Annotated in this window: 16 protein-coding genes; 8 read left to right on the top strand and 8 right to left on the bottom strand. The window is 71.7% G+C overall.

Translation table 11 applies throughout. The annotated features are described in order from the left end of the window. Positions 1-11: 11 nt before the first annotated feature. From ACIBJC_RS27945 to ssd, 4 genes are read right to left on the bottom strand one after another with little or no spacing between them, the layout of a single operon-like run. Positions 12-788 carry a type II secretion system F family protein gene (locus ACIBJC_RS27945; RefSeq protein ID WP_399297038.1) on the bottom strand — a complete coding sequence of 259 codons (777 nt, stop codon included), beginning with the start codon at positions 786-788 and terminating at the stop codon, positions 12-14. Next, positions 785-1,651, bottom strand: a complete 867-nt coding sequence (locus tag ACIBJC_RS27950; protein WP_399297040.1) for a type II secretion system F family protein — start codon at positions 1,649-1,651, stop codon at positions 785-787. Before ACIBJC_RS27950 ends, ACIBJC_RS27945 begins: the two co-directional genes overlap by 4 nt. A 23-nt stretch (positions 1,652-1,674) precedes the next feature. Further along, positions 1,675-2,859 carry a TadA family conjugal transfer-associated ATPase gene (locus ACIBJC_RS27955; RefSeq protein WP_399297042.1) on the bottom strand — a complete coding sequence of 395 codons (1,185 nt, stop codon included), beginning with the start codon at positions 2,857-2,859 and terminating at the stop codon, positions 1,675-1,677. Next, positions 2,856-3,953 (bottom strand): septum site-determining protein Ssd, encoded by a 1,098-nt coding sequence (ssd, locus tag ACIBJC_RS27960; RefSeq protein ID WP_399297044.1) that lies wholly within the window; start codon positions 3,951-3,953, stop codon positions 2,856-2,858. The genes ACIBJC_RS27955 and ssd overlap by 4 nt, the downstream gene beginning before the upstream one ends. A 513-nt stretch (positions 3,954-4,466) precedes the next feature. On the opposite strand from ssd, the gene ACIBJC_RS27965 reads away from it, so the two are divergent. Then, entirely contained in the window at positions 4,467-5,312 is an 846-nt protein-coding gene (locus tag ACIBJC_RS27965) for an HAD family hydrolase (protein ID WP_399297046.1), read from the top strand. A 304-nt stretch (positions 5,313-5,616) separates the two neighbouring features. Here ACIBJC_RS27965 and ACIBJC_RS27970 read toward each other — a convergent pair whose 3' ends face one another. Beyond that, positions 5,617-6,585, bottom strand: coding sequence for an oxidoreductase (locus tag ACIBJC_RS27970; RefSeq protein ID WP_399297048.1), 969 nt, complete (start codon positions 6,583-6,585; stop codon positions 5,617-5,619). Positions 6,586-6,687: 102 nt separating this feature from the next. Between ACIBJC_RS27970 and ACIBJC_RS27975 the strand changes: the two genes are divergently transcribed. Next, on the top strand, positions 6,688-7,674 hold the full coding sequence (locus ACIBJC_RS27975; RefSeq protein ID WP_399297050.1) for an ATP-binding protein: 987 nt from the start codon (positions 6,688-6,690) through the stop codon (positions 7,672-7,674). 45 nt (positions 7,675-7,719) lie between these two features. Here the strand turns inward: ACIBJC_RS27975 and ACIBJC_RS27980 are convergent, their stop codons facing one another. Then, complete coding sequence (locus ACIBJC_RS27980) at positions 7,720-9,000, bottom strand: hypothetical protein (protein ID WP_399297052.1); 1,281 nt, start codon at positions 8,998-9,000, stop codon at positions 7,720-7,722. Between the two features lie 258 nt (positions 9,001-9,258). Between ACIBJC_RS27980 and ACIBJC_RS27985 the strand changes: the two genes are divergently transcribed. The 6 genes from ACIBJC_RS27985 (at position 9,259) to ACIBJC_RS28010 (ending at position 17,357) form a co-directional block, all read left to right on the top strand. Beyond that, positions 9,259-11,646 carry a bifunctional SulP family inorganic anion transporter/carbonic anhydrase gene (locus ACIBJC_RS27985; protein WP_399297054.1) on the top strand — a complete coding sequence of 796 codons (2,388 nt, stop codon included), beginning with the start codon at positions 9,259-9,261 and terminating at the stop codon, positions 11,644-11,646. Positions 11,647-11,916: 270 nt separating this feature from the next. Next, positions 11,917-13,875: an acetate--CoA ligase gene (gene acs, locus ACIBJC_RS27990; RefSeq protein WP_399297056.1), complete on the top strand. Its 1,959-nt coding sequence runs from the start codon at positions 11,917-11,919 to the stop codon at positions 13,873-13,875. A 177-nt stretch (positions 13,876-14,052) separates the two neighbouring features. Beyond that, complete coding sequence (gene nhaA / locus ACIBJC_RS27995; protein ID WP_399297058.1) at positions 14,053-15,453, top strand: Na+/H+ antiporter NhaA; 1,401 nt, start codon at positions 14,053-14,055, stop codon at positions 15,451-15,453. 85 nt (positions 15,454-15,538) lie between these two features. Further along, positions 15,539-16,033 (top strand): phage holin family protein, encoded by a 495-nt coding sequence (locus ACIBJC_RS28000; protein WP_399297060.1) that lies wholly within the window; start codon positions 15,539-15,541, stop codon positions 16,031-16,033. Beyond that, the gene (locus tag ACIBJC_RS28005; protein WP_329824111.1) at positions 16,030-17,025 is read left to right on the top strand and encodes an alpha/beta hydrolase; all 996 of its coding nucleotides are present in this window, start codon (positions 16,030-16,032) and stop codon (positions 17,023-17,025) included. The genes ACIBJC_RS28000 and ACIBJC_RS28005 overlap by 4 nt, the downstream gene beginning before the upstream one ends. A gap of 152 nt (positions 17,026-17,177) precedes the next feature. Next, positions 17,178-17,357: a hypothetical protein gene (locus ACIBJC_RS28010; protein ID WP_329824112.1), complete on the top strand. Its 180-nt coding sequence runs from the start codon at positions 17,178-17,180 to the stop codon at positions 17,355-17,357. 57 nt (positions 17,358-17,414) lie between these two features. On the opposite strand, the gene ACIBJC_RS28015 is transcribed toward ACIBJC_RS28010, so the two are convergent. Continuing rightward, on the bottom strand, positions 17,415-18,614 hold the full coding sequence (locus ACIBJC_RS28015; protein ID WP_399297062.1) for a MarP family serine protease: 1,200 nt from the start codon (positions 18,612-18,614) through the stop codon (positions 17,415-17,417). 68 nt (positions 18,615-18,682) lie between these two features. Then, positions 18,683-19,387, bottom strand: a complete 705-nt coding sequence (locus ACIBJC_RS28020) for an NUDIX hydrolase (RefSeq protein WP_399297065.1) — start codon at positions 19,385-19,387, stop codon at positions 18,683-18,685. Positions 19,388-19,453 lie beyond the last annotated feature (66 nt).

A 19,453-nucleotide genomic window follows, 5' to 3' on the forward strand; every position in this document is an offset into this window, starting at 1 on the left:
GACGGAAAAGATCAGTTGCCGCTCAGCAGCCCGCTCGCCAGGCCGATGACCACCGGGGCCACCCCCACCGCCAGGAAGGCGGGCAGGAAGCACAGCCCCACCGGCGCGGTGATCAGCACCTGGGCACGCTGGGCCCGGGCCACCGCGTCCCGGGACCGGGCCGCCCGGAAGCCGTCGGCCAGCCGGGACACCGGCTCCGCCGCCGGTGCTCCGGTGGCGCCCGCCCGCTCCAGGCAGCGGGCCAGCCCGGCGGCGCCCGGTATCGCGCCGAACCTCCCCCACGCCTCGGACGGTTCACCGCCGAGCCGGATCTCGGCCGCCGTACGCGCCAGCCGGTCGCCGACGGGACCGCCCAGCGACTCGCCGACGGCCTCAGCGGCCTCGCGCGGCCCGGCCCCGGCCGCGACACAGGCGGCCAGCAGGTCGGCCGCGAGCGGAAGCTGTCTCGCCGTCGCTTCGGCCAGGGACCGGTCGTCCGGCCGGTGGGTACGCAGCCATCTCCGGATCCCGTACGCCCCGGCCAGGCCGACCGCCACTCCGGTCGCTCCACCGATCAGGGCCCAGCCGATGATCACCACGCCGATCGGCGGGCCCCAGCGCCCGGCCTGTTCCGTCCGCCACGGACGCGCCCGGACAGGCAGCGGTCCGTGCCCGGCGCCCTGGAGCACCGCCAGCCGCCCGCGCACCCGCCGTGCGCAGCGCCCGGCCGATACGGCGAAAGCCAGGCACCCGACGGCGGCCGGCACCGCAACAGCCGTCCACAGCCCGTGGACGAAGACGGCGCTCATGGCGCCTCCCCGGTCCGTACGATCCGAGCCGCCCACCACAGCCCCACCGCCTCCAGCAGGCCGCCCACCGCCAGGCACCCCAGCCCGGCCGGGGTGTGCAGCAGCACACGCAGGGGGTCCGCGCCCAGCGCCCAGCCCATCGCCAGCCCCACGACCGGCAGCAGCGCGAGCACCACAACCGTCGACCAGGCGCCCGCCAACTGAGCGCGCAGCCCCTCCCGCTGGTCCCTCTCCGCCCGGAGGGCCGCCTCCAGCCGGTCCAGCCCGGCGGCCAGTCCCGCACCGCCGTCCACGGCCACCCGCCAGCACGCCGCGAGCCCCACCAGGCCCTCGGCCCCCGGCTCGCACGCCGCCCGCCGCAACGCGTCCGGCACGTCACCGCCGAAGCGCGCGGCGGCCAGTACGGCGGGCTCGGCGTCGCCCAGCCCGCCGGTGAAGGCCGCCGCGCTCAGCAGGGCCTGTACGGGCTGGAGACCCGCCCGCAGGTCGCCGGCGGCCGCACCGCAGAGCACCAGGATCCCGTCGGCCCGCCGTTCCCGCTCCTTGCGCTGCTCGACGGCCCGCAGTCGCCGCCCCACCAGCGGCACCGCCAGCGCGCCTCCGAGCAGCGGCAGCGCCGACTCGCCCAGCAGGGCGAGCAGCGCCGCGGGAGGCACGCACAGCCACTCCCGGGGCAGCCCACGCGCCCGCTCACGGATCTTCGGCAGCAGGCCCTCCCACGGTGGCTCCCCGGGCGCCGGCCCCCGGGGCGTGCCGACGGGCGCCAGCAGCAGCCTGGCCCGGCGCAGCCCCTTCTCCTGGCGGACCGCCAGCCGTACGGCGGCCACCGCGCACGGCACCGCCGCACACGCGACGGCCGTCATGGACGCCGCTCTCATGGACACCGTCACAGCGCACCCCCGAGCAGCGTCCGCAGCCGCGGCCAGCCCCGCTCGTACGCGAAGGCGTCAATGCCCCAGCGCAGCGCGGGCACCGGCACCACGAGCCCGGCACCGTCCCGCTCCAGCACATGTACCTCGGCGAGTCTCCGGCGCCCGTCACGGTCCCGTACGAGATGGATCACGACGGACAGCGCCGCCGCCAACTGGCTGTGCAGCGCGGTCCGGTCGAGCCCCGCCGCTGTCCCGAGGGCTTCCAGCCGCGCGGGTACGTCCGCCGCCGTATTGGCGTGCACCGTGCCGCCACCCTCATGTCCCGTGTTCAGGGCGGCCAGCAATTCCGTGACCTCGGGTCCGCGGACCTCACCGACGACCAACCGGTCCGGCCGCATCCGCAGCGCCTGCCGGACCAGATCCCGCAGGGTCACCAGGCCGGCGCCCTCCTGGTTCGCCGGGCGGCCCTCCAGCCGCACCACATGCGGATGGTCGGGCCTCAACTCCGCCGAGTCCTCGGCCAGTACGATCCGCTCGCGCGCCCCGACCAGGCCGAGCAGGGTGGACAGGAGCGTCGTCTTCCCAGTGCCCGTACCGCCACTGATCAGGAACGAGAGCCGGGCGTCCATCAGCGCGCGGAGCAGCCGCTCGCCGCCCGGCGGGACCGTCCCGGCCTCGGTCAGCTCCGCGAGCGAGAACGCCTTGGGGCGCACCACCCGCAGCGACAGACAGGTCGAGCCGACGGCGACCGGTGGCAGCACCGCGTGCATCCGTGTCCCGTCGGGCAGCCGTGCGTCGACCCAGGGCCTGGCGTCGTCGAGTCTGCGGCCGGCCGCAGCGGCGAGCCGCTGCGCGAGCCTCCGTACGGAAGCCGCGTCCGCGAACGACACCGCCGTGCGTTCGAGACCCCTGCCCCGGTCCACCCAGACCCGGTCCGGTGCGGAGACCAGCACATCCGTCACGGACGGGTCGGCGAGCAGCGGCTCCAGCGGACCCGTGCCCACCAGCTCGCACCGTAACTCCTCGGCGGCTCCGAGCACTTCCGAGTCGCCGAGCAGCCGCCCCTGCGCCCGCAGGGCGGCGGCCACCCTGGCCGGTGTCGGCTCGGCCCCGCTCTCCGCGAGCCGCTGCCGTACGGCGTCCAGCAGCCCGCCGGCCGCGGAGGCGGGCCTGGACGTCAGAGGCGTCGTGGACGTCATGCCGTCACGCTCCCGTCCCCGGCGAGGGCCTGCTCCCAGAAAGCCGCGCAGAACGCCGCGAGCGGGCCGCGCGCCCGGGATCCCGGCGGCGCTCCGCTCTCCTGGGCCTCCGACAGTCCTGGTTCCAGAGGAAGTTCGCCCGCCAATGGAAGGCGCAGCGCGTCGGCGATCCACTGCTCGTCGAGGCCGGCGGCGTACGGGCCGCGGACCACCGCGCGCAGATCATGAAGGACCATGCCCACCGTCGAGGCCACCCGTCCGGCCGCTGCGACGGCCCGCAGCTCGGCCGGGACCACCAGCAGCCCCAGGTCCACCTGGGCGAGCGCCTCGGCCATGGCCTCGTCCACGCGGCGCGGAAGGTCCACGACGACCACACCGCCACGCCTGCGGGCGGCTGCCAGCACCGATCTCATGGCCTCCGGCCGGACCACCACCGAATCCCCACGATCCCAACTGAGCACCCGCAGCTCGTGCAGGAACGGCAGCGACTCCTCCAGGGCGCCGCCCGCCACCCTCCCCTTGGAAGCCGCGAAATCCGGCCACCTCCGGCCCTCGGCCTGTTCGCCGCCGAGCAGAACGTCGAGCCCTCCGCCGAGCGGATCGCCGTCCACGAGCATGGTGCGCCGACCGGCGCGCGCCGCGGTAACGGCCAGGGCGCAGGCGAGAGTCGAGGCCCCGGCGCCGCCCCGGCCGCCGATCACTCCGACGGTCAGCGCCGGCCGGCCCACGCCCTCGACGGCGTCCGCGATGCGGTCGACCAGCCAGCTCTCCGCGTCGGGCAGCCGCAGTACGCAGTCGGCGCCGATCTCCACCGCCCGCCGCCATACGCCCGGGTCGTCCTGGTCCTTCCCGACGAGCATCACTCCGCGCCTGCGCGTGGCGCCCCGGCAGCGGGCCGCCGCGTCGTCCCCGACCAGGACCATCGGCGCGTCCTCCCAGGAGCCCTTCCGCTCCGGCACCGCGTGGTGCACCTCCGGCTCGGCGCCGGCCGCGGCGCACAGGCGCAGCAGGTCGTCGAGCAACTCCACGTCCTCGGTGAGGATCAGCGGTCCCGCCCGGTGCCCGCCCGGTCCGTGCGAGCGATCGGATGTCATGGATCCAGCCACGATCTCCGCCCCCTATCTCTGACGTGATCCGGTATCCGCGAGCGCTTCTCTCCGCGATCTCGCACTGATCCGGTATCCCTGATTCCGGCTTCCGCGAAGTTCGCGGTCGGAATCACCGTGCAGGACAACAAGAAATCGTGTGGATCTTGCTGGAAAACTGTGGACAACTCACCAGTTGTGAATATCCCGGTAGCTCATACCGGTGACTTCCGGAGCGGAGCGCATCGACTACACACGGTGACGGGCATGCTGGTGGCGAGGTCGCCGCGCGTAGAGATCAAAGAGAGGGGGACGCCGTGGCACGAGGGCCAAAAACGCGTCCGGACATGCGACGACCCCCGCCGGGGGGGAGAGCGGGGGTCGTCCCCACGGCCGACTCGGGGGGGGGAGGAGCCGGACCGGGTTAGCACGGTCGCGAACGATCCGTGACTTCCATGGTGTACCCGAGAGCCTTCTCAGGCAAACCCACGCGCCGCACCTTACGCCGAATGGTGGGCGCATATGCTCGACCTCGTGGAAAACCACTCCTTGCCGCGCACAGCAGCCTTCTTTGACCTGGACAAGACGGTCATTGCGAAGTCCTCGACGTTGACCTTCAGCAAGTCCTTCTACCAAGGCGGCCTGATCAACCGCCGTGCCGTGCTGCGCACCGCGTACGCACAGTTTGTCTTCCTCGCCGGGGGCGCGGATCACGACCAGATGGAGCGGATGCGGGAGTACCTTTCCGCGCTCTGCAAAGGCTGGAACGTCCAGCAGGTCAAGGAGATCGTCGCGGAGACCCTGCACGATCTGATCGACCCGATCATCTATGACGAGGCGGCGTCCCTCATCGAGGAGCATCACACCGCCGGACGCGACGTGGTGATCGTCTCCACCTCGGGCGCGGAGGTCGTCGAGCCCATCGGGGAACTGCTGGGCGCCGACCGGGTCGTGGCCACCCGGATGGTCGTCGGCACCGACGGATGCTTCACCGGCGAGGTGGAGTACTACGCGTACGGGCCGACCAAGGCGGAGGCGGTCAAGGCGCTGGCCGCGTCCGAGGGGTACGACCTGGCCCGCTGTTACGCGTACAGCGATTCCATCACCGATGTGCCGATGCTCGAGTCGGTCGGCCACCCCTTCGCCGTCAACCCGGACCGGGCACTGCGGCGCGAGGCGGCGGGTCGCGAATGGCCGGTTCTCGTCTTCAACCGGCCCGTCCGGCTGAAGCAGCGGCTGCCCGCCTTCTCGATGCCTCCCCGCCCCGCGCTGGTCGCGGCGGCAGCGGTGGGTGCGGCGGCGGCGACGGCCGGACTGGTCTGGTACGCCAGCCGCCGTCGGCAGTCGGCCCCCTTTGCCCGTGTTTGAACCTAAAAGTAAAGAAGTGGGGCCTGGGGTTCCGCATCCTGGCCGACAGGAGTACAAAGGACTCAACGGCCCGCGAGACCAAGGACATCCGAGAGGATCACCTTTTTACGCACCAGGCCCCACGGACCGAGCATGGAAGCCGAGCACCCACGCGACGTCGACCCGTCGATTACGGGCCAGCCGCACCAGGTGACGGGCAAAGCACCCGACCTGATGGGCAACATACGAGGACGCTTGGTAACCCGGCGGACATGCCAGCGGCGGTGCCCATACGGCGCCGCCGCAACTTCGTGCGGGACCGGCCTCAGGCCGCGCCCCGCTGGAGCGCCTCACAGACGGCCGTCGACTCCCGTACCCCCAGCTCGACCGCGCGACCGCAGTGCGTGATCCACGCCGCCATGCCCTCCGGGGTTCCGGACAGATAGCCGTCAAAGGCCGCCGCGTACGCGGCGCGCCCCAGCTCCGCGTGGCCGACCTCCGCAGGACAGATCGACTTGGGGTCGAGCCCGCTGCCGATCAGCACGACGCGCTCGGCCGCCCGCGCCACCAGGCCGTTGTACGAGCCGAAGGGGCGCAGCGCCAGCAGTTCGCCGTGCACCACCGCGGCGGTCACCAGCGCGGGCGCCGCGCTGGTCGCGATCACCAGCCGAGCCAGCCCGTCCAGCCGTGCGGCCACCTCGTCGGCGTCCGGCAGCGGCGTCCCGGCCAGCGGCACCTGGGCAGGTGCCTCCTCGACCGACGACTCTCCGGAAGAGGGCGCCCCGACCGACGGCGCTCCGGACGAAGACGCTCCGCCGTCCGGGGCAGCGGCACCGGAGCCGGGCGCCTCCACGACCGATTCGCCCGCCAGCCGGGGCCGCCCCACGGTGCGGTCGGACACCCCGGCGCCACCGGCCGCCACCAGGTGCAGCCGGGCCAGCACCCGGAGCGGCGACTGGGACCAGACGGAGAGCAGTTGGCCGGCCTCGGCGTTCAGCCGCAGGGCTGCGCCGACCGTACGGGCCTCGGCGTCGGAGCCGAAGTCACTGCGCCGGCGCACTTCTTCGAGCGCCCAGTCCGCCCCGGACAGCGCAGCCGACCCCCGCGCCGCCCGCAGGGCCGCCTCGGCCGTGACCTCGTTGCCGCGGCGCCGCATCACACGGTGCCCGTAGACCCGGTCGACGGCCTTGCGTACGGATTCCACCGTGCCGGGAACGCCCGGCAGGGCGGCCAGTGTGGCCAGGGGGTCCTCCGGCCGTGGCGCGGAGGAGGCGTCAGAGGCTGTCGTACTCATAAGTAGCGAGGCTACGCGCCCCGCGCTCGCGTCCCACCTTGGAGTGGTCTTTCCACCCCGGACCCCTCACCGGGAGCGAGATTGCCACTACCCTACGTGAACATGAAGATCGCTTTCGTGGGGAAGGGCGGCAGCGGCAAGACGACGCTGTCCTCGCTCTTCATCCGCCATCTGACCGCCAATGAGGCTCCCGTCGTCGCGGTGGACGCCGATATCAACCAGCACCTCGGGGCCGCGCTCGGCCTCGACGAGACAACAGCCGCGACGCTGCCCGCGATGGGGGCGCATCTCCCGCTGATCAAGGAGTATCTGCGGGGCACCAACCCGCGGATCGCCTCGGTGGACGCGATGATCAAGACGACACCGCCGGGCGAGGGATCGCGGCTGCTGCGGGTCTGCGAGAACAACCCGGTGTACGACGCGTGCGCCCGCCCCGTGGCTCTCGACGACGGCGAGATCCGGCTGATGGCCACCGGCCCGTTCTCGGAATCCGATCTGGGGGTGGCCTGCTACCACTCCAAGGTCGGCGCGGTGGAGCTGTGCCTGAACCATCTCGTCGACGGGCCCCACGAGTACGTGGTCGTCGACATGACGGCCGGTTCCGACTCGTTCGCCTCCGGGATGTTCACCCGGTTCGACATGACGTTCCTGGTGGTCGAGCCCACGCGCAAGGGCGTGTCGGTGTACCGCCAGTACAAGGAGTACGCGCGGGACTTCGGTGTCTCGCTGAAGGTCGTCGGCAACAAGGTCCAGGGCCGGGACGACGTGGAGTTCCTCCGTGACGAGGTGGGCGAGGACCTGCTCGTCACGGTCGGCCACTCCGAGTGGGTGCGGGCGATGGAGAAGGGCCGGCCCTCCCGGTTCGAACTGCTGGAGGCGGACAACCGCTGCGCCCTCCAGACGCTGCAGGACACGGCGGAGGATTCGTACGAGCTGCGCGACTGGGAGCGCTACACACGGCAGATGGTCCATTTCCACCTCAGGAACGCCGAGAGCTGGGGCAACGCGAAGACGGGCGTCGACCTCGCGTCTCAGGTCGACCCCGCCTTCGTACTCAGCGAAGCGCTCGCCCTGCCCCAGCCGTCCTGACGGAGATCAGGACGGCCGTCCCGGAGTCCCGGGGTCCGGGGCCGCTCAGTGCCTCGCGGCCACCGCCGGGGAGGCCGAGGTGGCCGGGGAGGCGGAGTTCAGCGGGGGCGTGGCCCTCGTGTAGGCCTCCCAGCCGCCCTTGGGGGCCTCGCCCACGCCGAGGCCCCGCAGCTTCTCCAGGGTCGCCGGGTCCTGCGCGTCCAGCCAGTCCACAAGCTGGCGGAAGGTCACGCACTGCACGTCCTTCTGGGGGCAGACCGTTTCGATGGTCTCCTCGATGGCGCGCATGTACGTGCCGCCGTTCCAGGACTCGAAGTGGTTGCCGATGATCAGCGGGGCGCGGTTGCCCTTGTAGGCGCGGTCGAACGCCTGGAGCAGGCCGTCACGCATCTGGTTGCCCCAGTACGTGTGCTGCGACTCGTCGCCGCTCGACTCCCCCGACTGGTTGTACATGAAGTTGTAGTCCATCGAGAGCGTCTCGAACTCGCGGCCCGGCACCGGGACGAGCTGGAGCGGGACGTCCCACAGCCCCTCCTTCTTCTTCGGCCAGACCTGGTTGCCGATGCCGCTGGAGTCGTAGCGGAAGCCCATCGCCTTGCCCGCGCGCATCGCGTTCTTCTGCCCCTCCAGGCACGGGGTGCGGGCGCCGATCAGCTCCTTGTCGTAGTCGAAGGGCAGCGGAGCCTCGTCCTGGAGGCCCGAGTTGGTCTTCCAGCCCTTCACGAACGACTTGGCCTGGTTGATCTCGCTCTTCCACTCGTCGACGGACCAGGTGCCGACGCCGCCGTTCTTGCCGCAGAAGTGTCCGTTGAAGTGGGTGCCGATCTCGTTGCCCTCGCTCCAGGCGGCCCGTACCTGCCGCAGGGTGTCCTTGATCCCCTTGGTGTCGTTGAAGCCGATGTCGGAGGTGCCGATCGTGTGCTTCGGCGGGTCGTACTGCTTGGCCTTCTCCTCGGGGAGCAGGTAGACGCCGCTCAGGAAGTACGTCATCTTCGCGCCGTACTTCTTGGACACCTCCCGGAAGTACGAGAAGAGCTGTTGACTGTCCTCGCCGGCGCCGTCCCAGGAGAACACCACGAACTGCGGGGGCTTCTGTCCGGGCTTCAGCCGTTGCGGCTTGCCGAGTTGAGGCTGAGCGCCGGTGAACGCGGTCGAACCGTCACCGATGAGCCGTACGGCACCGGGCGCCCCGTGCGCCTGCTTCGCCGCCTGGGAGCCCTTCGACGTTTCCTCCTTGGCGCCCTGAGCACCGGAGCATCCGGCGAGGCCGACGGCGAGCGCCATGACAGCAGCGCCGAAGGAGATTCGTTTTGTGGCGGCCAGCATCCGCCCACCTCTTCCTTCAGATTCAGTACCGAAGTGCCGAGCGGCGACTGCCGGCGCGGCGTCGAGCGCCGACAACCTCGCACTGAGACTGATTAGAAGAAGAAACGACAAGCCGTACAAAATGACTAATCATCACCCTGGGTGAATGACTAGTCCATTTGCCCGAAATGTCATGCCTTAATCTTTACCCTCCATTACGATCCGTTTACCAAGAGTTGAGTTGACGCATCCGCCAGCCGCCTGGAGGGGACGGGACATATGACTGCCGGCGTTTCCACGCACACCGACCGCCCGGCCCGCCCCACGCCGCCGGGCGGCCCCGGGTTCCGGATCGCGGGGGCCGATCTCTCCGCCTCCATCGCCGTCTTCCTGATCGCACTGCCCCTGTCGCTGGGCATCGCGCTCGCCACCGGCGCACCCCTTCAGGCGGGCCTGGTGGCCGCCGCGGTCGGCGGTCTGGTCGTCGGACGGCTGGGCGGCGCCCCACTCCAGGTCAGCGGGCCCGCGGCCGGACTCACCGTCGTCACGGCCGACCTGATCCAGCGATACGGCTGGCGCACCACCTGCGCCATCACCGTCTGCGCCGGCCTCGCCCAACTCGGCCTCGCGGCACTGCGGGTGGCCCGCTCCGCGCTCGCCGTCAGCCCGGCGATCGTGCACGGCATGCTCGCGGGCATCGGCGTCACGATCGCCCTGGCCCAGCTCCACATCGTGCTCGGCGGTTCGCCGCAGAGCTCCGCCGTCGCCAATGTGCGCGGCCTGCCCGCCCAGTTGGCCCATCCGCACCCGGGCGCCCTCTCCGTGAGCGCCCTGACCGTCGCGGTGCTGCTCCTCTGGCCGCGCGCCCCCGGACGCGCGGGCCGGGCCCTACGGAAGATCCCGGCCGCTCTCGCCGCGGTGACCCTCTCCACGACGGCGGCGGCTCTCGTCGGGCTGCGCCTGGAGCGGGTCGACCTGCCGTCCTGGAGCAGCCACGCCATGCCCGAGCTGCCCGAGGGGCCGGTGCTCGGACTGCTCGCCGCCGTCCTCACGATCACTCTGGTCGGCAGCGTCGAATCGCTCCTGTCCGCGGTCGCCGTGGACAAACTGGTGGCCGCGCGCAAGACGCCGGGCGTCCGGATCCCGCGCGCCCGGCTCGACCGGGAGCTGGCCGGACAGGGCGCGGGGAACCTGGTCTCCGGCGCGCTCGGCGGACTCCCCGTCACCGGGGTCGCCGTGCGCAGCGCCGCCAATGTCGCCGCCGGCGGTGTGAGCCGGAACTCGACGATGCTGCACGGCCTGTGGATCGCGGTGGCGGCCCTGCTGCTCGTACCGGTGCTCGATCTGATCCCGCTGGCGGCCCTGGCGGCGCTGGTGATGGTCGTCGGGGTCCAGATGGTGAACATCACGCACCTGCGCAGCGTCCGACGCAACCGCGAACTACTGGTGTACGCGGTGACGCTTACCGCCGTGGTGTTCACCGGCGTCCTGGAAGGGGTCGTGATCGGCATCGCGGTGGCCGTGGCGGTCGCGCTGCACCGGCTGACGAGGACACGGATCACGGTGGAGGAGCGGGACGGCGTCCACCGGGTATGCGCCCGGGGCCAGTTGACCTTCCTCGCCGTGCCGAGACTCAGCCGGATGCTGCATCAGATCCCGCAGGACGCCCGGTGCGTGGTGGAGCTGGACGGATCCTTCATGGACCACGCGGCGTACGAAGCCCTGCACGACTGGCGGACCGCGCATGTCGCCCAGGGCGGTACGGCGCAGTTCACCGGCCGGACCGGCGGCAGCATCGCGGAGCCGCCCTCCGACGAGCCGCATGTGCGCTGCCGCCCCTGGGCCCCCTGGCGCAACCACCACGTCGCACCGGCCGCCCCCCGGTCGGGTGCCGCTGCCACCGTGCCGGGCGCGGGCCCTGGGGGCGGTGGTACGGTCCGGTCGCCGGGCGGGCGCCAACTGGCCAGCGGGCTCGGCTCCTTCCAGCGCGACACGGCCCCGCTGGTGCGCGGTGAGCTGGCGCGGCTGGCGCGCGAGGGCCAGCGCCCCTCCCAGCTCTTCCTCACCTGCGCCGACTCCCGGCTGGTCACGAGCATGATCACGTCCAGCGGTCCGGGCGACCTCTTCACCGTACGGAACGTGGGGAATCTGGTGCCGCCACCGGGGGCGAACGGTGCGGACGACTCGGTGGCCGCGGCGATCGAGTACGCCGTGGACGTGCTGCGCGTCGAGTCGATCACCGTATGCGGCCATTCGGGGTGCGGGGCGATGCAGGCCCTGCTCAACACGCCCGAGCCGGACGCCGGGTCCGCCCACCCGCCGCCGACCCCGCTGGCGCGCTGGCTACGCCACGGGCAGCCCAGCCTGGCGCGGATGAGAAGCCGTCAGCACGCATGGGCCAGAATCTCCGGGCGGCTGCCGGCCGACGCGGTCGAGCAGCTCTGTCTGACCAATGTGGTCCAGCAGTTGGAGCATCTCCGGGCCCATGACGCGGTCGCGCGTGGACTCGCCGAGGGACGGCTGGAGCTGCACGGCATGTACTTCCATGTCGGCGAGGCCCAGGCGTATCTGCTGGCGGACGGCGTCGGGACCGGCGCCGTCGCCGCCCGGGACGAAGAAGTCTTCAACCGGGTGGCGCCCACCGCGCGGGAGGAGTCGCGCGCCTGAACCGTCCGCGTACCGCATCCGTGAGACTGTGTGGCCCCTTCCCTCCTCTTCCCACCCACCCGTCCGGGGGAAGCGGGCCGCTCCCGCCCGGCAGGGCACCGGGCGGGAGACCTGGCGGGGAGAGCGAGGGCGGAGGGGAAGCCCCTTGTCACCAGGACATCCGCCTGATGAGCTAGCCCCGGGACACATAGGACGCTAGGACGCCCTGGGAAAGGGAGATGTCGTGAGCAACGAAAGCCTGGCCAATCTTCTCAAGGAGGAGACGGGACGATGAGCGAGACTTCTTCCCTCTCCAACCTGCTCAAGGAGGAGCGGCGGTTCACTCCGCCGGCCGAGCTGGCCGCGCACGCCAATGTGACGGCGGAGGCGTACGAGCGGGCCGAGGCGGACAGGCTTGGCTTCTGGGCCGAGCAGGCGAGGCGGCTCACCTGGATCACCGAGCCGACCGAGACACTCGACTGGTCGAACCCCCCGTTCGCGAAGTGGTTCGCGGACGGCGAGCTGAATGTCGCCTACAACTGTGTCGACCGCCATGTCGAGGCCGGTCACGGCGACCGCGTGGCGATCCACTTCGAGGGCGAGCCCGGTGACAGCCGGACCCTGACCTACGCGGAGCTGAAGGACGAGGTGTCGCGGGCCGCGAACGCCCTCACCGAGCTGGGCGTCCGCAAGGGGGACCGGGTCGCCGTCTATCTGCCGATGATCCCCGAGGCCGCGGTCGCCATGCTGGCCTGCGCCCGGATCGGAGCCGCGCACTCCGTGGTCTTCGGCGGCTTCTCCGCCGACGCGGTCGCCTCCCGGATCCAGGACGCCGACGCCAAACTGGTCATCACCTCCGACGGCGGCTACCGCCGCGGCAAGCCGTCCGCGCTCAAGCCGGCCATCGACGAGGCCGTCGCCAAGTGCCCGCAGGTCGAGCACGTCCTCGTGGTGCGCCGTACCGGACAGGACACCGCGTTCGACGCCTCCCGGGACGTGTGGTGGCACGAGATCGTGGGCCGCCAGTCCGCCGAGCACACCCCCGAGGCGTTCGGTGCCGAACACCCGCTCTTCATCCTCTACACGTCCGGTACGACGGGTAAGCCCAAGGGCATCCTGCACACCTCGGGCGGCTATCTCACGCAGGCGGCCTACACCCACCACGCCGTCTTCGACCTGAAGCCCGAGACGGACGTGTACTGGTGCACGGCCGACATCGGCTGGGTAACCGGCCACTCGTACATCGTGTACGGGCCGCTCGCCAACGGCGCCACACAGGTGATGTACGAGGGCACGCCCGACACCCCGCACCAGGGGCGGTTCTGGGAGATCGTCCAGAAGTACGGGGTGACGATCCTCTACACCGCGCCGACCGCGATCCGTACGTTCATGAAGTGGGGGGACGACATCCCCGCCAAGTTCGACCTGTCGTCCCTGCGCGTGCTGGGCTCGGTCGGCGAGCCGATCAACCCCGAGGCGTGGATCTGGTACCGCGAGCACATCGGCGCGGGCACGACCCCGATCGTGGACACCTGGTGGCAGACCGAGACCGGCGCCATGATGATCTCGCCGCTCCCCGGCGTGACCGCGACGAAACCGGGCTCCGCGCAGCGCGCCCTGCCCGGCATCTCCGCCACGGTCGTGGACGACGAGGGGCGCGAGGTGCCCGACGGGGGCGGCGGCTATCTCGTCCTCACCGAGCCGTGGCCGTCGATGCTGCGCACCATCTGGGGCGACGACCAGCGGTTCATCGACACGTACTGGTCCCGCTTCGAGGGCATGTACTTCGCCGGGGACGGCGCCAAGAAGGACGACGACGGCGACATCTGGCTGCTGGGCCGCGTCGACGACGTGATGCTGGTCTCCGGCCACAACATCTCGACGACCGAGGTCGAGTCCGCGCTCGTCTCCCACCCCAAGGTCGCCGAGGCCGCGGTCGTCGGCGCCGCCGACCCGACCACCGGTCAGGCCATCGTCGCCTTTGTGATCCTGCGCGGCACCGCCTCCGTGGACGACGGTCTGGTGGCCGAGTTGCGGAGCCATGTCAGCGGGGTGCTCGGCCCGATCGCCAAGCCCCAGCGGATCCTTCCGGTGGCCGAACTGCCGAAGACCCGCTCCGGCAAGATCATGCGGCGCCTGCTGCGGGACGTCGCGGAGGACCGCCAGCTCGGCGATGTCACCACCCTCACCGACTCGTCCGTCATGGAGCTGATCCAGACCCAGCTCCCCGGCGCGACCAGCGAGGACTGAGCACCGGCACCCGCGCCCGGTGGACGGGGCGCCCGGCGGAGATCCACACGCCGGCGCCCCGTTCCGCCCATCCGGGTAGGGTGAGGAACGCGTCAACAAATGAACACGAAGTCCATAGGGGAGCCGGGAAGTCTGGTCGGCATGTGATACGCCATGCCCCCGACCGGAGGATGCCGGATGCCCGCGCCTGCCCCCACTCACCCACGTAAGTTCCTCGGACGGCTCCCGCTCCCCGAGCGGAACTACGTCGCGGAGGCGCTACGCGCCGAGACCGTCGGCGGTGTGCTGCTGCTCATCGCCGCCGTCGCCGCCCTCGTCTGGGCGAACACCCCGCTCAGCGGGGCCTACGACGCCGTACGCGACTTCCATTTCGGGCCCAGCGCGCTCGGCCTCGACCTCTCCGTGCAGCACTGGGCGGCCGACGGTCTGCTCGCCGTCTTCTTCTTCGTCGCCGGCATCGAACTCAAGCGCGAGCTGGTGGCCGGGGAGCTGCGCGACCCGAAGGCCGCGGCCCTCCCCGTCGTCGCCGCGCTCTCCGGTATGGCCGCACCCGCTCTGGTGTACGTGCTGGTCAACACGGTGGGCGGTGGGTCGCTCGGCGGCTGGGCCGTGCCCGTCGCCACCGACATCGCCTTCGCCCTCGCCGTTCTCGCGGTCCTCGGCACGTCTCTGCCGTCCGCGCTCCGCGCCTTCCTCCTCACCCTCGCCGTCGTCGACGACCTCTTCGCGATCCTGATCATCGCCGTCTTCTTCACCGGCGACCTGAACTTCCTGGCGCTCGGCGGCGCGTTCGCGGGCCTCGCCGTCTTCTGGCTGCTGGTGCGCAAGGGGGTGCGCGGCTGGTACGTGTACGTTCCGCTGGCCCTGGTCGTCTGGGGGCTGATGTACAACAGCGGCGTCCACGCCACCATCGCCGGGGTCGCGATGGGGCTGATGCTGCGCTGCACCCGGCGCGAGGGCGAGGAGCGCTCCCCCGGCGAGCGCATCGAGCACCTTGTCCGCCCGCTCTCGGCGGGCCTGGCCGTGCCGCTGTTCGCCCTCTTCGCGGCGGGTGTCTCGGTCTCCGGGGACGCGCTCGGCCGGGTCTTCACCGAGCCGGAGACCCTCGGGGTGGTCCTGGGGCTGGTGGTCGGCAAGGCCGTGGGCATCTTCGGCGGTACGTGGCTGGCCGTACGGTTCACCCGCGCCGAGCTGAACGAGGACCTGGCCTGGCCCGATGTCTTCACCCTCGCCACGCTCGCCGGAATCGGCTTCACGGTCTCGCTGCTCATCGGCGAGCTGGCCTTCGCCACCGATCCGGGGCTCACCGACGAGGTGAAGGCCGCGGTGCTCACGGGCTCCCTGATCGCCGCCGTGCTGGCGGGCGCGCTGCTCAAGATGCGGGTCCGTACGTACCGTGCGCTGTACGAGGCGGAGGAGCGCGACGAGGACCTCGACGGCATCCCCGACATCTATGAACAGGATGATCCGGGGTACCACTTGCGGATGGCCGCGCTGTACGAGGCGAAGGCCGCGGAACACCGCCGGCTGGCGGAACACGCGGGGGCGGCGCGCGATGACGCCCCCGGTCCGGCATGATCGGACATCCGACGGACCTGCGATCGCGCAGACGGACCGACCTGCGATCCGCAGACGAGAAGAGCGAGAAGGTAGGGAGTCACCGATGAGCGACCCCGGCATGCACGTCGCCGACGCTGTCACGACCGGCACCGTTGTCGAGGCCGGCAGTGTGGACCGCAGTATCGGTCAGCTTGTCGCCTCGGCGACCGCCGAGATGTCCGCACTGGTGCACGATGAGATCGCCCTGGTCAAGGCGGAGGTCCGGCAGGACGTCAAGCGCGGTGTCGTCGGCGGCGCCGCCATCGCCGTCGCGGCGGTGTTCGCGCTGTTCGCGCTGCCGGTGCTGAGCTTCGCCGCCGCGTACGGAATCCACAATCTGGGCCTGGGCCTCGCCTGGTCGTTCCTGATCGTGGGCGCCGCGTTCCTGCTGATCGCCGGGCTGCTGGCGCTTCTCGCGATCAGGAAGTTCAAGAAGGTCAAGCCGCCGGAGAAGTCCATCGCCTCGGCCAAGCAGACCGCCGCCGTGCTCCAGAACGTGAAGCCGCACCCGCGCGAGGTCGGGGAAGGCGCCAAGTCTGTGGCACGCTCGACCGTATGACCGCCCCTGATTCCGAGCCCGGCGCCACCCCCGGTACGACCCCGGCGAGTTCGCCGGCCCCGGCCCACCGGGCCGCGCCGGCGCCGGGCTCCCCCGTACGCCTCGACGGGCCCTGGACCCATCGCGACGTGGCGGCCAACGGCGCGCGCTTCCACATCGCCGAGATGGGCGACGGGCCGCTGGTGCTGCTGCTGCACGGCTTCCCGCAGTTCTGGTGGACGTGGCGGCACCAGCTCCCGGCGCTCGCGGACGCCGGGTACCGGGCGGTCGCGATGGATCTGCGGGGGGTGGGCGGCAGCGACCGTACGCCGCGCGGTTACGACCCGGCGAACCTGGCCCTCGACATCACCGGCGTGGTGCGCTCCCTCGGTGAGCCCGACGCCGCGCTCGTCGGCCATGATCTGGGCGGCTATCTCGCCTGGACGGCGGCCGTGATGCGGCCCAAGCTGGTGCGCCGGCTGGCGGTCTCCTCGATGCCGCATCCGCGCCGCTGGCGCTCGGCGATGCTCTCCGACTTCTCGCAGAGCCGGGCCGGCTCGTACATCTGGGGCTTCCAGCGGCCGTGGCTGCCGGAGCGTCAACTGCTCGCCGACGACGCGGCGCTGGTGGGGCGGCTGATCCAGGAGTGGTCGGGGCCCCGGCTGCCCGACGACGAGGCGATCGGGGTCTACCGGCGCGCGATGGCCATTCCGTCCACGGCGCACTGTTCGATCGAGCCGTACCGCTGGATGGTCCGGTCGATGGCGCGCCCGGACGGCATCCAGTTCAACCGGCGGATGAAACGGCCCGTGCGGGTGCCGACGCTTCAGCTCCACGGGTCACTCGATCCGGCGATGCGTACGCGCAGCACGGCCGGGTCGGCCGCGTACGTGGAGGCGCCGTACCGCTGGCGGTTGTTCGACGGTCTGGGACACTTCCCGCACGAGGAGGATCCGGCGGCGTTCTCGTCGGAGCTCATCAACTGGCTCAAGGACCCCGAACCGGACCGTTGAAGGGCCGGTGGACCGCAAACGTGAGCGGCGCACACACCATCGGGCGAACGTCACGAACGCTTGTCCTACGAACAGCCAAATGCCGGACGCATAGGCCGATTGGCCGCCTCCGGGGCGGTTACCGACCATGGGGCACGGGCAGACGTCGGGGTATGGGCTGGACGCACGACTACGGTGACGCAGCACGCAACCGCCGCTCGGCCTCGGGGCCGATCACCCACAGAAGGGGCGGCTCCGATGATCAGCGCCATGATGCCCGGCTCGGCATTTCGCTGATTCTCCGCCGCAGGGCGCGCTGGGTCTCGGCCCGGCTGCGCCATCAACGCACCTGACACCGCCCCGTACCCGTCGCGGTACCGGCTCAGGTTCAGGCTCCGGGCCAACGGCGGCTAGAGCGCGCACCCCTGGGTGTCGACCTGCTGGTTCGCGGTCCGGCCGAGGGTGATGTCGTCGCGGATCTCGTCGACCGTCAGGGCGTAGCCGGTCTCGGGGTCGTCGAGCGACCTGGCGAAGATCACTCCGTACACCTTGCCCTCGGGGGTGAGGAGCGGGCCGCCGGAGTTGCCCTGGCGCACGGTCGCGAAGACCGAGTAGACGCGGCGCTGGACCTCACCGCGGCGGTAGATGTCGGGGCCGTTGGCGTCGATACGGCCGCGGACGCGCGCGGAGCGGACGTCGTACGCGCCGTTCTCCGGGAAGCCGGCGACGATCGCGTCGTCCCCGCTGGACGCGCCCTCGTCGGTGAACGGGAGCGGCGTCGCCGGAAGGTCGGGCACGTCCAGTACGGCGATGTCGCGCCGCCAGTCGTAGAGGACGACCTTGGCGTCGTACAGCTTGCCCTCGCCGCCGATCTGGACCGTCGGCTCGCTCACGCCGCCGACCACGTGTGCGTTGGTCATGACGCGGCGGTCGGCGAAGACGAAGCCGGAGCCTTCGAGGACCTTGCCGCAGCTCGGGGCCGTACCGACGACCTTGACGATGGACCGCTGCGCGCGGGCCGCGACCGGGCTGCCGGCGAGCGCCGGGTCCGGCGCCTTGACCGGGGTGATGGGCTCGCGGGCGAACGGGCTGAAGACCTGCGGGAAGCCGTTCTGCGCGAGGACGGACGAGAAGTCCGTGAACCAGGTCGACGCGTCCGAGGGCATCACCTGGGAGACGCCCGTGAGCACCTTGGAGCTGCGGACCTCCTTGCCGAGCGTCGGCAGCGACGTACCGGCGAGGGCGGAGCCGATCAGCCACGCGACCAGCAGCATCGCCACGACGTTGACCAGCGCGCCGCCGGTGGCGTCCAGGGCCCGGGCCGGGGACCAGGTGATGTATCGGCGGAGTTTGTTGCCGAGGTGCGTGGTGAACGCCTGCCCCACGGAGGCGCAGACGATCACTATGACGACCGCGACGACGGCGGCCGTCGTGGAGACCTCGGAGTCCTGCGTGAGCTTCGCCCAGACCACGGGGAGGAGGTAGACCGCGACGAGGCCGCCGCCGAGAAAGCCGACCACCGACAGGATGCCGACGACGAACCCCTGGCGGTAGCCCACGACGGCGAACCAGACGGCGGCGAGCAGCAGCAGGATGTCCAGCACGTTCACCGTCAGTAGCCTCGCTTGCCTCGCGGAAATGTCTCCGGTGGCCCCGACCAGGGCACCGGGTCAGCCTTTCATGCACGCCAGTCGAGCGGGACCTGCCAGGAGCGGTCCCACGGCCGCTCCCATCCGGCGTGGTGCAGGATCCCGTCGATCACCCCGGCGGTGAACCCCCAGACCAGGGCGGACTCGACCAGGAAGGCCGGGCCCTGGTGGCCTCTCGGGTGGCGGGCGGTCGCGCGGTTGGCCGGGTCCGTCAGCTCGGCCACCGGGACCGTGAAGACCCGGGCCGTCTCCGCGGGGTCGACGACACCGACCGGGGTCGGGGTCCGCCACCAGCCGAGGACGGGCGTCACCACGAAGCCACTCACCGGGATGTAGAGCCGGGGCAGCACGCCGAAGAGCTGGACGCCCGCCGGATCGAGGCCGGTCTCCTCCCGGGCCTCCCGCAGGGCCGCGCGCAGCGGGCCGGTGGTCGCCGGGTCGCCGTCCTCGGGGTCGAGGGAGCCACCGGGGAACGCGGGCTGCCCCGGATGCGAGCGGAGGTTGCTGGCGCGCTCCATGAGCAGCAGCTCGGGCCCGCGGTCGCCCTCGCCGAAGAGGATCAGCACCGCGGACTGACGGCCGCCCTCGCTCTCCGGCGGCAGGAAGCGGCTGAGCTGCTCGCCCTGGACGGTCCTGACGGCGCCGACGACGGGCGCCAGCCAGTCGGGCAGGCCTTCGGTGGTGACGGCGATGCCGTCCGCCGATGGGTCGTAGGTCTCTCTAGCGCGCGTCATGGGCACCCCCGTCGTACAACGCCTGCCGTCGGCCGGATCGTTCCGTGCCCGTCCGGCCCCACCCGA

The organism is Streptomyces sp. NPDC050509 (assembly GCF_044457965.1).
Taxonomy (GTDB): Bacteria; Actinomycetota; Actinomycetes; order Streptomycetales; family Streptomycetaceae; genus Streptomyces.